The following is a 13,189-nucleotide window of genomic DNA, read 5'->3' on the forward strand; positions in this document are numbered from 1 at the left end:
GCGATGGCGCCTACGCCGCCGTGAGCTGCTTCGCCATGGCCCGGTTGACGAGCGGGTCGCGGCCGGGAGCGTACGAGGGGATCGGCTGGTAGCCGAGGTGTTCGTATAGGGCAAGCGCGGCCAGGTTGCGGCTGCCGGTCTCCAGGATGGCGCGTCGTGCGCCGAGCTCGTACGCCTGGCGTTCCAGGGCGCGCAGGATCCGGCTGCCGAGGGCGAGCCCGCGAGCCTCCGGGGCGACGTACATGCGTTTGATCTCGATCGTGGCGGGAGCGACCAGGTGCCAGCCGCCGCAGGCGAGCGCCTCGTCATGGCCGTCTGGGCGGGCGAGGAGGAAGAGGCCGTTCGGCGGCGCGAAGAGCGCCGGCTCAGTGGCCGCCGGGTCGTCTGCGAAGCCGTACATGGCGGTCTGCTCCGCGTGGAGGGCGGTGGTGAGGCGGCGGGCCTCGGGGTGGTCGTAGGGGACGGCGGAGAGCGCGGCGGCAACGGGGCGGGCAAGACCGGTCGGCGTCATATGCCCGATAGTGCCCTGTCCACTCGGTTCAGCGCATCCTTGCCGCTCGCCGACTTGATCCGGGTTCCGGCGTGCCGGCGGATCCCGAGCAGCAGGTTGCGGCAGCGCACGGACTGGACTTCGGGCAGGTGGGCGGTGAGCCTTCCGAAGGTGGCGAGGGTGGCCTCGGTGTCGTGGGCGAGGAGGTGGGCCCTGGCGAGGTGGACACCGTGCAGGAAGGCGGAACGGGTGTAGCCGGTGGTGGGTCCGTGCGCGGTGATCGGTGACAGGAGGCTGTGCGCCTCCTCCAGCAGTCGGCGGCCCTTGGCCCCGGGGTTGGCTGCGGCCAGATCGACCAGGCCCTGCCCGCTCTCGGCGGCCACCTGGTCGGCGGTGAAGTAGTACAGCGCCGGGGGGTCGTCGTCGCGACGGTGCTCGAGGAACGCGAGGCAGCGGTCGGTGGCGGATCGGAAGGCGTCGATGTCCCCGGCGGCGGCGTGGGCGGTGGCGAGCCGTCCCAGGGCGCGGGCCCGGACGGTGGGCAGGCTCTTGGCAGCCTTTTCGACGGCGGCCTCGGCGAACCGGATCGCGGCCGTGGGGTTGCCGGCCGCCGCGTGCTGGTAGGCGAGCATCCCGAGCACGTTGGCGACGGTGTCGTGGTCCGCGCTGGCCCGGGCGAGGCGGATCGCGACTAGCTGGTAGCGCTGGCCCGAGGCCGAGAGGTCGGCGTCGAAGGCCATCCACCCGGCGAGCTGGGCGAGTCCGCCGGCGGTGCGCAGGAGCCGGGTGCCGATGTCCGGCGTGTAGCGGCTGTTCTGCAGGAGCGACAGCACGCCGTCGAGGGCGATGCGCACGTACCGCTGGGAGATGGCGCCCCCTCCGGCGGCGTCGTCGAGACGGCGCAGATCAGCGAGGTGGGATTCCAGCAGGGTCATCATCGGCGGCAGTACGTGGTCGGTGCCGCTCTCGCGGCTGATGCTGTGGTGCTGCTGCCGGTCTGCGTCCCAGACCGCGGTGAACAGGTCACCGGACGGACGGAGCGTCGCCTGGGAGGCGGGCTCGGTCGCGTTCCAGGCGGTAGCAGTGGCCAGTACGGCGGCCAGCGAGCGACGCCCGACCAGGTCGTCGGTGACGGTGCGCTCGTCCCTGCGGGCGGCCGGCTCGGGCGTACCCCAGAGCATGGTCTGGGTGTAGGTCCGGCCGGTCCTCTCCGTCAGCACCGCGGCGGCCAGGCGGCGGACCGTCTCGGAGCGTGGCACCGAGCCGCGGCTCCAGGCATGGGCGACGGTGAGGTCGAGTCGTCGTTCGCCAAGGCCCGCGAGCCTTCCGTTGATCTCGCGGACCAGCTCGCGCGGCGACCAGTTGGCGTATCCGAGGGCCTCCACCAGAACCGCTCCGGGGCGGTCGCCGGAGGGTGCCGTCTCGGCCCCTAGCTGGGAGTCTCCGAGCGTCATCACGCGGCGACGGTACGTCAACCGAGCTGTTGTGTGTGCGAATTCGCGGCTTTTCACGCCGACCGCGCGAATTTCTCAACGATCGCGGCCTCCGCCTCTGCCGGTCAGCCGACCCAAGGTGTGTTCTTGTGCATCCGCGCAGCACCACCGGCGCGGAGGAGCACGAACCCGTACTGCCGGTGAGTGTTTCCCGACTTCGGTGATTCCTAGCGTAGTTGGCACTTCAGAAGCCCGACCTGGCACCGGAGCGATTCCGACCTGCCCATCTGCCGAGCAACCGCACTCGCGGCCCCGCTGCCGGCGAGCAGGCCCTCTGCGGACGCTCCGGCTCACATCTTGTGGAAGGAGAACCATGGCAACCTCTGTCAGGACGCGCAGCCCGGAGCTTGCGGCGGCGCCCTCGGCGGCCACGCTGCAGACGGCGGAGAGCGCGGTCGTCGCGGACCTGCGGGACAGCGACTTCCAGGCCCGGACCGACCTCGGCCAGCACTTCCTGCGTTCCCCGGCAGTTGCGACGCGGCTGCTGGACCTGGCGGGTCTGCGCGCCGGCGACGCGGTGCTGGAGGTCGGCGCGGGCCTGGGCACGCTGTCCGCTGCGGTGGCGCGGGCCGGGCACCGGATCTGGGCGATCGAGAAGGACCCGCGGATGGCCGAGGTGCTGTGCCCGGCCCTCGAACCGTACGGCGATCGGGCCCGGCCGCTGGTGGCCGACGTCCGCGAGGTCGACCTCGACGGCGAGCTGCCCGTCGGCACGGTGTTCCTGTCGATCCTCCCGTTCGACTGGACGCTGGCCTTCGGGATCGCCGCCCACGTGTTCGCCTCCACCGCCAACGTGGCGCGGGGCCTGGCGGTGGTCCCCGCCGTTACGGCCGACCACACCGCGGCCGGGGCTTGGTTCGGCGCGGGCCTGCGGCTGGAGGAGGTCGACGGGATCTCGCGTAACGACTTCTGGCCCGAGGCGGCCGTTCCGCTGCGCGTCGTGTCGATCACGAGGTGCTGAGCATGGACAGGGAATTGGCCATCAACACCGTGACGGTGGCGGCGACGGGCTGCTTCCACTCGGCGGTGCCGGACGGCACGGGGATGCTCGCCGCCGTCCAGGCGCTGCGCGAGCTGGGCGCGCTGATCGTGGACGTCGGCGACTTCTTCGGCGGCAGTGCCTTCCACGAGTACTCCCGGGGGCGCACGGAGGAGCGGCTGCTGGCCGACCTCTACGACGCGGTGGTGCCCGGCAACCACGACCTGGCCGACCTGTTGCGGCTGCACGAGCCGGACCGCTTCCCCCCGGTGGTCTGCGCGAACCTGACACCGCCGCCGGCCTTCGCCGGGCGGTGGGAGCGGGGCCTGCTCCTGGAGGCGGCCGGCCGGTGCATCGGGATCGTGGGAGTGCTCGGGGCCCAGGCGTTCGGGGCGGTGCCGTCCGTCGAGCGTGCCGGGTTCGTGTTCGAGGAGCCGACCGCTGCCCTGCTGGCCGCCGAGCGGGACCGACTGCTTGAGGCGGGTGCCGAGGTGGTGCTCGGGCTGAGCCACAGCGGCTTCGAGACGGACGTGGCGCTCCAACTCGCCGACGGCCCGCTGGAGATCATGGTGGCCGGGCACTGCCACAGCCCGATGGGCCACTGGGCGCTCCCGCCGCGGTACGTGGCCAAGCCGCCCGAGTGCGGTGCCGGCCTGCTGCGGATCGACCTCGGCCCGGCAGGGCCCTCGTTCACCGTCGACTACACCAGTGGCCGTGAGGTCCCGCGCGGGCCGGTCCCGGGCTACGTGCGGGAGGCCGTCGGCGCGTTCCGGGCCTGGGGAAGTACGACGATCGGACACCTTGCCGCCCCGGTGGACGACCGCGGCCGGCTCGCCGAGCTGCTGGCCGAGCGGGGCCGGTGCGCGGCGGGGGCCGACGCCTTCGTGCTCAACCGCTACACCCTGCGCACCGGCCTGCCGCAGCACGTCGACCGGCAGGCACTGGTGGCCGCCGCACCCTTCGACACTGAGCTGGTCGTCCTCGACGGCCCGCACGCGGCCGGGGAGATCGCCGCCTTGGCCGAGGGCCTGGGCGAGAGCCCCGTCACCGCCGGCGCAACCAGCGACAGGGGCGCCGTCGCCACCACCGCCTACCTGGCCGACCGTCTCGGCCTGCTGGCCAGCCCGCTCGACCCGCCGCGCACACTGCGCGGGCTGCTCACCGACCACGTCAAGGAGGGGTCCTGACCATGCAGTCACTGCCCGCAACCGAGTTCCTCGACGGCCCCGTCGCACCGCACGCCTTCGCCGAGCACATCACCGGCGAGGGCGACGGGCGCGCCCTGGTCGACTTCGACCCCGCCGACCACCGCCTGAACCAGGAACTCGCGCTGAGCCTGCTGTCCGCGCTCGGTCCCGTCCTGGCCGTCTACCCGGCCGACGGCTGCTGGAGCAGCCTCAAGGTCCGCACCGAGGCCGACCCGGGCCGCACCCACGGCACCGGGGAGAACCGATTGCACGTCGACCTGGTCGACCGCGACCTCATCCCGCGCTACATCGCGCTGTACTGCGAGCGCGACGACCCGGCCGGTGGCGGAGCCTCGGCCCTGGCTGACCTGTGGGCCGCCGCGGCCGAACTCGGCGACGCCGAAAGGGCGCTGCTCCAGCAGCCGGTGTTCTCCTACTGGACCGACGAGGGCGTGCACGGCGTCGGCCAGGGGCTGGAGCGCTTCGCGGTCCTGCCCGAGCAGCTGGAGCCGGGCCTGCCGATCCGGTTCACCAGCAAGATGCACCCCCACCTGCTGCGCGGCGAGCTCGTCGACGGCACCGACGCGGCCCGCCAGGAGGCGGCGACCGCGTTCGGCGCCCTCGCCGACGCCGCCCTGCGCCATCGAGCCGAGATCCGGCTCCGGCCCGGGCAGCTCCTGGTCTTCGACCAGCTGCGTTGGGCCCACGGCCGGATGCCGCTCGGCGAAGGCCAGGAGACGATCGAGCCCGGACGGCGGCGGCTGCTGCGGCAGACCTACGTGCAGGGCGGCACCCGGTGATCCTCACCGGCCCCGCAATCCGCGAAGCGGTTGCGGCCGGCCACATCACCATCGACCCGTACCTGCCGCAGCAGTCGAACCCCAACAGCCACGGCTACCGGCTGGGCGACACGCTCAAGGTGTTCACCCGCACCCCGGTCGACCCGCACACCAGCCCGCCCACCCGGACGATCACGATCCCGCGCCGCGGCTACCGCCTGCGGCCCGGCCGGGTCTACCTCGGCTCAACCGTGGAGCGCATCGGCTCCGCCCACTACGTCACCAGCCTGATCGGCCGCTCCTCCGTCGGCCGCCTCGGACTGTTCACCCAGATCAGCGCCGACCTCGCCCAACTCGGCGCGGTCCACTGCTGGACGCTGGAGCTCGTCGTCACCCAGCCGCTCAGGGTGTACGCGGGCATGGTCATCGGCCAGGTGTCCTTCTGGGACGCGGTCGGCGACCACATGCCGTACGCCGGGTACTACGGCACCCTCAGCGACCCCTCCCCGTTCGCTCCCCACGCCCTGGCCGGCGGCGGTGCCGTCGGCCCCTCTGCGGAGGTGAACGCCGCGTGATCCTCACCGGCCACCAGATCAAGGACGAAGCCGAGGCGGGGCGGATCACCATCACCCCGTTCGACGCCTCGCTCCTGAGCCCCAACTCCTACGACTTCCACCTCAGTTCGGACATCGGCTGGTACCGGCGAAGCTGGTGGGGAGGCCGAACCCTCGACTGCCGCCGGCCCAACCGGTTCACGCGCTCGACCATCCCCGAGGAGGGCATGGTCCTGCGTCCCGGCCGGATCTACCTCGCCTCCACCGCCGAGACGATCGGATCCGAGCACTTCGTGCCGATCATCCGGGCCCGCTCCTCCACCGCCCGCACCGGCCTGTTCGTCCACTGCACCGCCGACCTGATCGACCTCGGGTCGCTCGGTCGCCTGACCCTGCAGTTCCACGCCGTGCAGCCGGTCCGGGTCTACCCCGGCCAGCGCATCGGTCAGGTCACCTTCTGGGTGCCCACCGGCCACCGGGAGCTGTACCGCGGCAAGTACCAGGGCAGCACCCTGCCGGAGCCCTCGCAGATCTGGCGCGACTTCCAGGAGGAGGACGCCCGTGGCGCCGCCGCGTGAGCACATCGTCGCGGTGGTCGCGCACCCCGACGACGCCGAGCTGATGTGCTACGGCACCCTGCGACGCTACCGAGAGCACGGCGCGGCGGTCACCGTCGTCGTCGTCACCACCGGGGTCAACGGCGTCTCCCTCGCCGACCGTGACCGAGGCGTCAGCCTCACCGACCGGGACCGGGCGGCCGAATCCGCGGCCTCCTACGCCGGCAGCGGGATCGACCTGCTGGTCCTGGGCTTCACCGACGGCGCCCTGATGCCCGACCGCCAGCTGGTCTCCGGCATCGAGGCCGAACTCGTGCGCCTCGGCTGCACCGTCCTGATCACCCACAGCCTGCACGCCGGCCCCGACCACCAGGACCACCTCGCCGTCGCCCAGGCCGCCGTCAACGCCGCGACCCGCGTCGGCACGTGCTCCACGATCCTGCACGGCCAACCCCACGCCCCCCGAGGCGACTTCCACCCCACCGTGCTGGTCGAGATCACCGACCTGCTCCCCGAAAAGGTCAACGCCCTCGCCGCGCACCAGAGCCAGGCCGGCCGCTGGTACCTCGGCGAGGACTACACCCGCCACCGCGCCGCCGCCGCCGGCTGGACCCTCGCCCCGACCCGCGCGGCCGACGGTCACCGCTTCGAGGCGTTCGAGACCTCCCTCATCACCCTGCTCGCCCACAAGGAGGCCCGGTGAACCACCGGCTCTACATCGAGCAGCCGCCGTTCGCGCCGTGGCTCGGCTTCTGCGAGGCCCTGTTCGCGTGCCGGACCGTCGCCCTGTACGACAACGTGCAGTTCGAGGACGGCGGCTTCCAGAACCGCAACCGGATCAAGACCCCCGACGGCGTCCAGTGGCTGACCGTCCCGGTGGTCAAGCACAACGGCCAGCTGATCAAGGACGTTCGGATCGCCGACACCGTCGACCCGCAGGGCATGCTCCGCCGGATGCGGCTGGCCTACGGCCGCAGCCGTCACCTCGACGAGGTGCTGCAGGTACTCGCCCCGCCGCTCACCGCCGGGCACCAGTGGCTGCTCGACCTCAACCTCGAGCTGACCACCGGCCTCGCCACCGCCCTCGGCGCGCCCGCCGAACTCACCCTCACCTCCCAGCTCCCGATCGACCCGACGGCGGACCGCACGGGGCGGATCGTCCAGATCTGCCGCGCGGCCGGGGCCGACGAGCTGTGGGCCGGCTCAGGCACCCGCGGCTACCTGGACCCCGCCGACCTCTCCGCCGCCGGCATCACCGTCACCTGGAACGAGTACCTGCCCCGTCACCCGACCTACCAGCAGGCGTGGCCGCAGCAGGGGTTCGCCCCGAACCTGTCCGTCCTCGATGCGGCCAGCGCGATCGGCTGGGCCGGAACCTCCGCCCTGCTGCGCGCCGGCCTCGCCACCTACCTCGACTCCCTCCAGCCGGAAGGACAGCCCGCATGATCAGGGTGCAGATCACCACCGGCATCGACCTGCCGCTGGAGCCCTCCTGCGGCTCCATGATCTTCTGCTCCGACCTGTACAGGGAGATGGCCGACCGCGCCCGCACCACGTTCCTCGCGCTCCCGCCCGCTGACTCCACCTGGCAGCACGGCTTCGAGGAGACCGTGCTCGCCACCGCCCCCAAGGCTCCCTACGGCCCCGGCTTCGACGCCTACGTCGACGCCCTGACCACCGAGGTCCGTCAGCACCTGGACCAGGCCCGCCCGGACGTCATCCACGCCCAGCACCTGGGCTTCGGACTCTCCCTCGCCTTCGTGGGCGCCGCCCAGGGCACCCCGGTCGTCGCCATCGCCCACGGCACCGACGTCATCGCCGCCGATGCCGACCCGCTCGCCCGCGACGTCCTCACCGAGATCGTCGCGGGCGCGACCACCGTCGTCGCCCCGAACACCGCCCTCGCCGAGAAGATCGGCGACCTGACCGGCCACCGCTACCGCGACAAGACGACCCTCGTCCCCTGGGGCATCCCCCTCGCCCGCGCCGCACGGCCCCTACGCCCCACGCACACCCACACGCTGCGGCTGCTGCACGCCGGCCGCCTGGACGCCAACAAGTGCACCCGCACCGCGATCGAGGCGATGGCCCTCACCCGCAACCGGCACGAACTCACCGTCATCGGCAGCGGGCCCGAGCAGGACGCCCTCCAGCAGCTCAGCCGGAAGCTCGGCCTGACCGACCGCATCCGCTTCGCACCGTTCCAGCCCCGCCAAGCGCTGTGGGACCGGTTCGCGGACTTCGACGCCTTCCTCTTCACCACCTCCGGCCTCGAAGCCTTCGGCCTGGTGGCCATCGAGGCCCAAGCCCACGGACTCCCCGTCATCTACTCCGACGTCGCCGGCATGAACCAGACCCTCGGCGCCGCTGGCATGCCCTACACCCCCGGCGACGCCGCCCAGCTCGCCGAGGCAATCGACAAGCTCGCCGCCGACCACGCGCTGCGCACCGGCCTGAGCGCGGCGGGCCTGGCCAACGCCTCCTGCTACGACATTGCCCACAGCGCCCAACGGCTCACCACCGTCACCCGAGACGCGATCGGAGCCGTGTGAGGTACATCGAGGGCCCGTGACGCGCCCGCCCGGCGCCTCTTCTCCCCTGTATACGCACGCACGGAGGTCCAGTTGCCGCTCCCCGCTCTGACCGTCACCACCGCCGGGCGCCCCGGCCACCCCGACACACCCACCGAGGACCGGGCCGGCCACTGGCTCAGCCCCGACGGCCGCCTAGCCGTCGCGGTGGTCGCCGACGGCGTCACCACCACCGACACCACCGCCGCCCCCGGCGGCGCCGCCTACGCCGACGCCCTGGTCGCCAACGTCCTCGACCTCGCTCAAGACCCCGGCACGCCGCTGAACCGCGCCCTCGCCAGCGCCATCGGCGTCACCGCTGTCCAGCAGCACCTCAAGGGCCCGGACCGGCCCGGCACCACCCGGCAGGCCACCGCCGGCCTCGTCCGCGTGCGGCCGGGACACACCGAGGTGACCGTGCTCGGCGACTGCACCGTGGTCCTCCTGCGCCGGGACGGCCTGCCGCCGATCGTCGTCACCGACCCCCGACTGCAGACGATCACCACCGCGATGCCGCTGCGCCGCCGCCAGTACGAACGCCTCACCAGCGGCGAGGGCGCGATCGGCGACCCGGAGGACCGGCGGCTCACCGCGGAGATCATGGGCGAGCTGGAAGAGCGGGTCAACCAACCCGACGGATACTGGGTCGCCGGCGCCCTCCCCGAGGCCGGGATGCGGGCCGTCACCGCGACCGTCGAGACCCGGGACGTCACCGACATCCTCCTCGCCACCGACGGCGGCGCCCGCTCCGTCGACACCTACCGGATACACACCTGGAGCCAGGTCGCGCGGATATGCCGCGGCGGCGGCCCGGCCTCCGTCCTCGACGAGATCTTCCAGGCGGGCGAGGCCGACCGCTGTGGCAGGGCCGCCCCCCGCGCGAAGGTGCACGACGACACGACGCTCACCCACATCGAACTGCCGATGGGATACAGCCAGTGCTGATCACCCCCACCCTCCCGACTGCCCCGCTCTACACCTCCCGGCTGTTCCCCGCGCCCCGCCCACGCGCCACCGACCCCACCGCCCCGACGTGGGAGCTGCTCGAACACCTCGGCCTCGTCGGTCGGACCGACGCCGCCGGCGTGCACATCCTGCTCCCGCTCGGCCTGCGCGTGCGCGACCAGCTCGACCGGATCACCCGAGACGCCTTCGAGCACCACGGCTTCAACAGCGTCTCCCTGCCCACCCTGCAGAGCCGGACCCTGTGGGAGGAGTCCGGCCGGTGGAAGATCTACACCGACGAGGGCGCGCTGGTCACCACCCGCGTCGGCGGCACGGACATGTGCCTCGCGCCGACCTCCGAGGAGATGGCCGTCGCCACCGTCCGGCCCCACCTTCGCTCCCACCGCGACCTGCCGGTGCGCCTGGCCCTCAACACCACGAAGTTCCGCGACGAGACCTCGCCCCGCGGCGGCCTCATGCGCGGACGCGAGTTCACCATGGCCGACGCCTACACCTTCGACGCCGACCGGACGGGCATGCTGGAGTCGATCAGCCTGCTTAACCGGGCATGCAACGACGCCCTCACCGGCATCGGCTTGCACGGCGTCTTCCAGGCCCCCGCCGACGGCGGCGCCATCTCCGCCGGCCCGACCACCGAGCACCTCGTCCTCGCCGACTTCGGGCAGAGCAGCATCCTCGCCTGCGACCACTGCGGCCACCGCGGCGACGGAGCCATCCTCAGCGCCACGTTCCCCGCGAACTCCACCCCTGGCGAACCCGTCGTCAACGTGATCGTCTTCGCCGTCACCGGCCCGGACGGCAGTGCCAGGCCCACCGCGGTCTGCATCCGCTCCGACCTCACCATCAGCACCCGCAAGCTCGCCGCCGCCCTCGGCCCCGGCCAGCACATCGAACTCCTCGACCCCGAGGACCTGCCTGGCCTGCTCGGCAAGAGCGCCGGCACCCTCACCCCCTGGGACTGCACCGGGATCGACGTCGTCCACGACCTCTCCGTCAGCGGCCTCGACCGCTTCACCATCGCCGACGGCCCCGACGACCTGCGCACCGGCGCATCGTGGTCCGGAGCCGCCGGCCTCTCTCCGCTGGAACTCCACCCCGCCGACGTCCACGCTGCCGCCGACGGCCTCGACTGCGGGCGCTGCCCCTCCGGGCGCTACCGTGCCACCGAAGCCGTCGAGGTCGCCCACGTCTTCGAACTCGGCACCCAGTACTCCGCCAAGATGGGCCTGACCTTCACCGGCGACGACGGCACCCCGCACACCCCCCTCATGGGCTGCTCCGGCATCGGCCTCACCCGCTGCATCCAGACCCTGGCCGGCGTCCACCGCGACGCCGAGGGCCTGCGTTGGAAGCACGGCACCGGACCTGCTGACGTCCACCTAGTCGTCCTGCGCTCGGACCTGACTGAGCAGCAGGAGCGCACCGACCGCACCGTCCAGCAGCTCCACCGCCTCGGACTGCGGCTCCTCGTCGACGACCGCCCCCTGCCCGCCGGGGAGAAGTTCCGGTACGCCCAGGCGCTCGGCGTTCCCACCGCCCTCGTGCTCTCCCCCCGGCACGCCGAGGGCGAGCTGGAGACGGTGGACCGCTGGACCAGGCGCAAGAGCCCCATCTCGGCCGACAACCTCCACACCCTGCGGAGGACCAGCCCCTGACCTGACGCTCAGCTGAGGCGATTCCGGCATCGGATAAAGAAATGCCCGATGCCGGAATCGCCATGCCCGAATTCAATTCCCAGACTCACAAATTCGACATTGACTCGCAGCGCACCAATGCGATAGCTTTCTTTTCACCACGGGCTGGAGCTCAACGGAAGAGCACGGCATAAGTGTTGCCGAGGAGCTGGTTCGAATCCAGCCAGCCCGACCACTGACACCCCGCACCATCCACGCCTGCCGATCGGCACCGAAGGCCCCTGGCCAGGGGGCCGCGTTGCCCCACCACGTCGGCCAGGCGGGGACATACTCCACCGCCGATCCCACTCGACACCCGGCCGGAAATTCGTCCACCGATACAGAAGCCAGGATTTCCGAACGAGGGCAGAATTCCCCCCGAATCCTGTTACGCTTCACCACGTGAAGCTGAAGATTGGAATCACCGGGGGCGCGAGCGCCGGCCATGTCGTTCCCGCTCTTGCGGTGGCTGCCGAGCTGCGGCGCGCAGAATGCGAGCTGGTCTATTTCGGCCGCGCCGACAGCATCGAAGCAGACCTTGCGACGAAGGCGGGGATCCGGCTCGCGGCCGTCCCCTCCGCAGGGCTGCAGCGCTTTCGGTCCTGGAGCAACGTCATCATGCCGGTGACCGTCACCCGCGGGGTGTTCGCGGCCTGGCGGGCGATGCGGCGCGAGCGGCCCGACGTCGTCTTCAGCAAGGGCAGCTACGTGTCGGTGCCGGTCGGGGTCGCCGCGTGGCTCAACCGCATCCCCCTGGCCATCCACGAGTCCGACCACACCCTCGGCCTGGCCAACCGGATCCTCGCCCGCTTCGCCACCACGGTCTTCCTCGCCGAAGACACACCCGGTCTGCCCAGGTGGCTCCAGCGCAAGGCGGTGGTCACGGGACTTCCTCTGCGCGACGACCTCGCCGACGGTCGGCCCGAGGACCTCCGCGTCCGGCTCGGCATCCCGGCCGGGGCGCCGGTCCTGCTCGTCTTCTGCGGCAGCAGCGGCTCCCGGCGCGTCAACGAGGCCGTCCGCCGCCAACTCGGAGCGCTGACAGCGCACTTCTCCATCGTCCACATCTGCGGGCGCGGCAATCTCGACCCCGCTCTGGCCTCCGCGCCCGGCTACTGGCAGCTGGAATACCTACACGACGACATGGTCGACGCCCTCTCGCTCGCCGACCTCATCATCGGCCGCGCCGGCGCCACTACCCTCGCCGAGCTAGAGGCCCTGTCCAAGCCGGCCGTGCTCGTCCCGCTGCCGGCCTCCGTTAGCCGCGGTGACCAGCTCGACAACGCGAGGGCGTACGCGCGGCGCGCCACCTGCGTCGTCGTCGACGACGACGAGATGGCCGACGGAACGCCCCTCCTGCGCGCCTGCGCGCAGCTTCTGCCGGCGCTCGGCGGCGCCCTCAGCCGTCCCGACCCCGAAGCCGTCCGCCGCACCGCGCGGGACATCGCCACCAGGACGATCGCCCTCGCCCGCCCGCGCGGCCGGCACGCCCGCTGAATCGCCAGCGGGCTGCCTAGGCCAGGCCCTCCGGAAGGTTGCCGCGGAACAGCACGTGCCAGTGCATGTGCTTCGACTCCTGGTACGAGCCCTCGTTCGTCACCACGCACACCGCGCCGTACTCCTCGCGCACCTTCGCCGCCACCTTCCGGACCACTCGGACAACCTCCGCGAGGTCTTCCTCGGTGCCGTCGCCGAGGTCCACCAACGACGGGATGTGCTTCTTCGGGACGACCACGATGTGCACCGGGTAGGAGGGCCTGGTGTGCTCGAAGGCGAGCACCGTGTCGGTCTCCTCCACCACCTTCACCGGCGTCCGCCCGTTCAGCGCCTCGTTGCAGTAGAAGTCCGAAACCGTCACGCTCGGCCCCGTCTGAGTCATAGCTGCACCTGTCTTCACGACCACCGCGCGGCCCTAGCCCTTGGCGCCAGGATCCACCGCTG

At 72.1% G+C, this 13,189-nt stretch carries 14 protein-coding genes and 1 tRNA gene; 12 read left to right on the forward strand and 3 right to left on the reverse strand.

What is annotated here, in order from left to right; all coding sequences use genetic code 11:
* Positions 1-10: 10 nt before the first annotated feature.
* Both IH44_RS0109370 and IH44_RS0109375 read right to left on the reverse strand, forming a co-directional pair.
* Positions 11-511: a GNAT family N-acetyltransferase gene (locus IH44_RS0109370; protein WP_030458979.1), complete on the reverse strand. Its 501-nt coding sequence runs from the start codon at positions 509-511 to the stop codon at positions 11-13.
* Positions 508-1,875: a hypothetical protein gene (locus IH44_RS0109375; RefSeq protein ID WP_232794879.1), complete on the reverse strand. Its 1,368-nt coding sequence runs from the start codon at positions 1,873-1,875 to the stop codon at positions 508-510. Before IH44_RS0109375 ends, IH44_RS0109370 begins: the two co-directional genes overlap by 4 nt.
* A gap of 421 nt (positions 1,876-2,296) precedes the next feature.
* Between IH44_RS0109375 and IH44_RS0109380 the strand changes: the two genes are divergently transcribed.
* The 12 genes from IH44_RS0109380 to IH44_RS0109435 all read left to right on the forward strand — a co-directional run bounded on the left by IH44_RS0109380 (position 2,297) and on the right by IH44_RS0109435 (position 12,745).
* A complete protein-coding gene (locus IH44_RS0109380) occupies positions 2,297-2,944 on the forward strand; it encodes an rRNA adenine N-6-methyltransferase family protein (protein WP_030458981.1) in 648 nt (215 codons plus the stop codon).
* 2 nt (positions 2,945-2,946) lie between these two features.
* The gene (locus IH44_RS0109385) at positions 2,947-4,149 is read left to right on the forward strand and encodes a metallophosphoesterase (RefSeq protein ID WP_232794880.1); all 1,203 of its coding nucleotides are present in this window, start codon (positions 2,947-2,949) and stop codon (positions 4,147-4,149) included.
* A 2-nt stretch (positions 4,150-4,151) separates the two neighbouring features.
* Complete coding sequence (locus IH44_RS0109390) at positions 4,152-4,949, forward strand: TauD/TfdA family dioxygenase (RefSeq protein WP_030458983.1); 798 nt, start codon at positions 4,152-4,154, stop codon at positions 4,947-4,949.
* Positions 4,946-5,503 (forward strand): deoxycytidine deaminase, encoded by a 558-nt coding sequence (locus tag IH44_RS0109395; RefSeq protein ID WP_030458984.1) that lies wholly within the window; start codon positions 4,946-4,948, stop codon positions 5,501-5,503. The genes IH44_RS0109390 and IH44_RS0109395 overlap by 4 nt, the downstream gene beginning before the upstream one ends.
* The gene (locus IH44_RS0109400) at positions 5,500-6,060 is read left to right on the forward strand and encodes a 2'-deoxycytidine 5'-triphosphate deaminase (RefSeq protein ID WP_030458985.1); all 561 of its coding nucleotides are present in this window, start codon (positions 5,500-5,502) and stop codon (positions 6,058-6,060) included. The genes IH44_RS0109395 and IH44_RS0109400 overlap by 4 nt, the downstream gene beginning before the upstream one ends.
* Entirely contained in the window at positions 6,044-6,742 is a 699-nt protein-coding gene (locus IH44_RS0109405) for a PIG-L deacetylase family protein (RefSeq protein ID WP_030458986.1), read from the forward strand. The genes IH44_RS0109400 and IH44_RS0109405 overlap by 17 nt, the downstream gene beginning before the upstream one ends.
* Positions 6,739-7,485, forward strand: coding sequence for a WbqC family protein (locus IH44_RS0109410; RefSeq protein ID WP_030458987.1), 747 nt, complete (start codon positions 6,739-6,741; stop codon positions 7,483-7,485). Before IH44_RS0109405 ends, IH44_RS0109410 begins: the two co-directional genes overlap by 4 nt.
* A complete protein-coding gene (locus IH44_RS0109415; RefSeq protein WP_030458988.1) occupies positions 7,482-8,591 on the forward strand; it encodes a glycosyltransferase family 4 protein in 1,110 nt (369 codons plus the stop codon). Before IH44_RS0109410 ends, IH44_RS0109415 begins: the two co-directional genes overlap by 4 nt.
* 72 nt (positions 8,592-8,663) lie before the next feature.
* The gene (locus tag IH44_RS47820) at positions 8,664-9,554 is read left to right on the forward strand and encodes a protein phosphatase 2C domain-containing protein (RefSeq protein ID WP_030458989.1); all 891 of its coding nucleotides are present in this window, start codon (positions 8,664-8,666) and stop codon (positions 9,552-9,554) included.
* Positions 9,548-11,230: an aminoacyl--tRNA ligase-related protein gene (locus IH44_RS0109425; RefSeq protein WP_232794881.1), complete on the forward strand. Its 1,683-nt coding sequence runs from the start codon at positions 9,548-9,550 to the stop codon at positions 11,228-11,230. Before IH44_RS47820 ends, IH44_RS0109425 begins: the two co-directional genes overlap by 7 nt.
* Before the next feature lie 140 nt (positions 11,231-11,370).
* A tRNA-Thr gene (locus IH44_RS0109430) sits at positions 11,371-11,444 on the forward strand.
* A 206-nt stretch (positions 11,445-11,650) separates the two neighbouring features.
* On the forward strand, positions 11,651-12,745 hold the full coding sequence (locus tag IH44_RS0109435; RefSeq protein ID WP_035954480.1) for a glycosyltransferase: 1,095 nt from the start codon (positions 11,651-11,653) through the stop codon (positions 12,743-12,745).
* Positions 12,746-12,761: 16 nt separating this feature from the next.
* On the opposite strand, the gene IH44_RS0109440 is transcribed toward IH44_RS0109435, so the two are convergent.
* Positions 12,762-13,127 carry an HIT domain-containing protein gene (locus IH44_RS0109440; RefSeq protein ID WP_030458992.1) on the reverse strand — a complete coding sequence of 122 codons (366 nt, stop codon included), beginning with the start codon at positions 13,125-13,127 and terminating at the stop codon, positions 12,762-12,764.
* Positions 13,128-13,189 lie beyond the last annotated feature (62 nt).

It is taken from the genome of Kitasatospora sp. NRRL B-11411, assembly GCF_000721345.1.
GTDB classification, from domain to species: Bacteria; Actinomycetota; Actinomycetes; order Streptomycetales; family Streptomycetaceae; genus Kitasatospora; species Kitasatospora cineracea.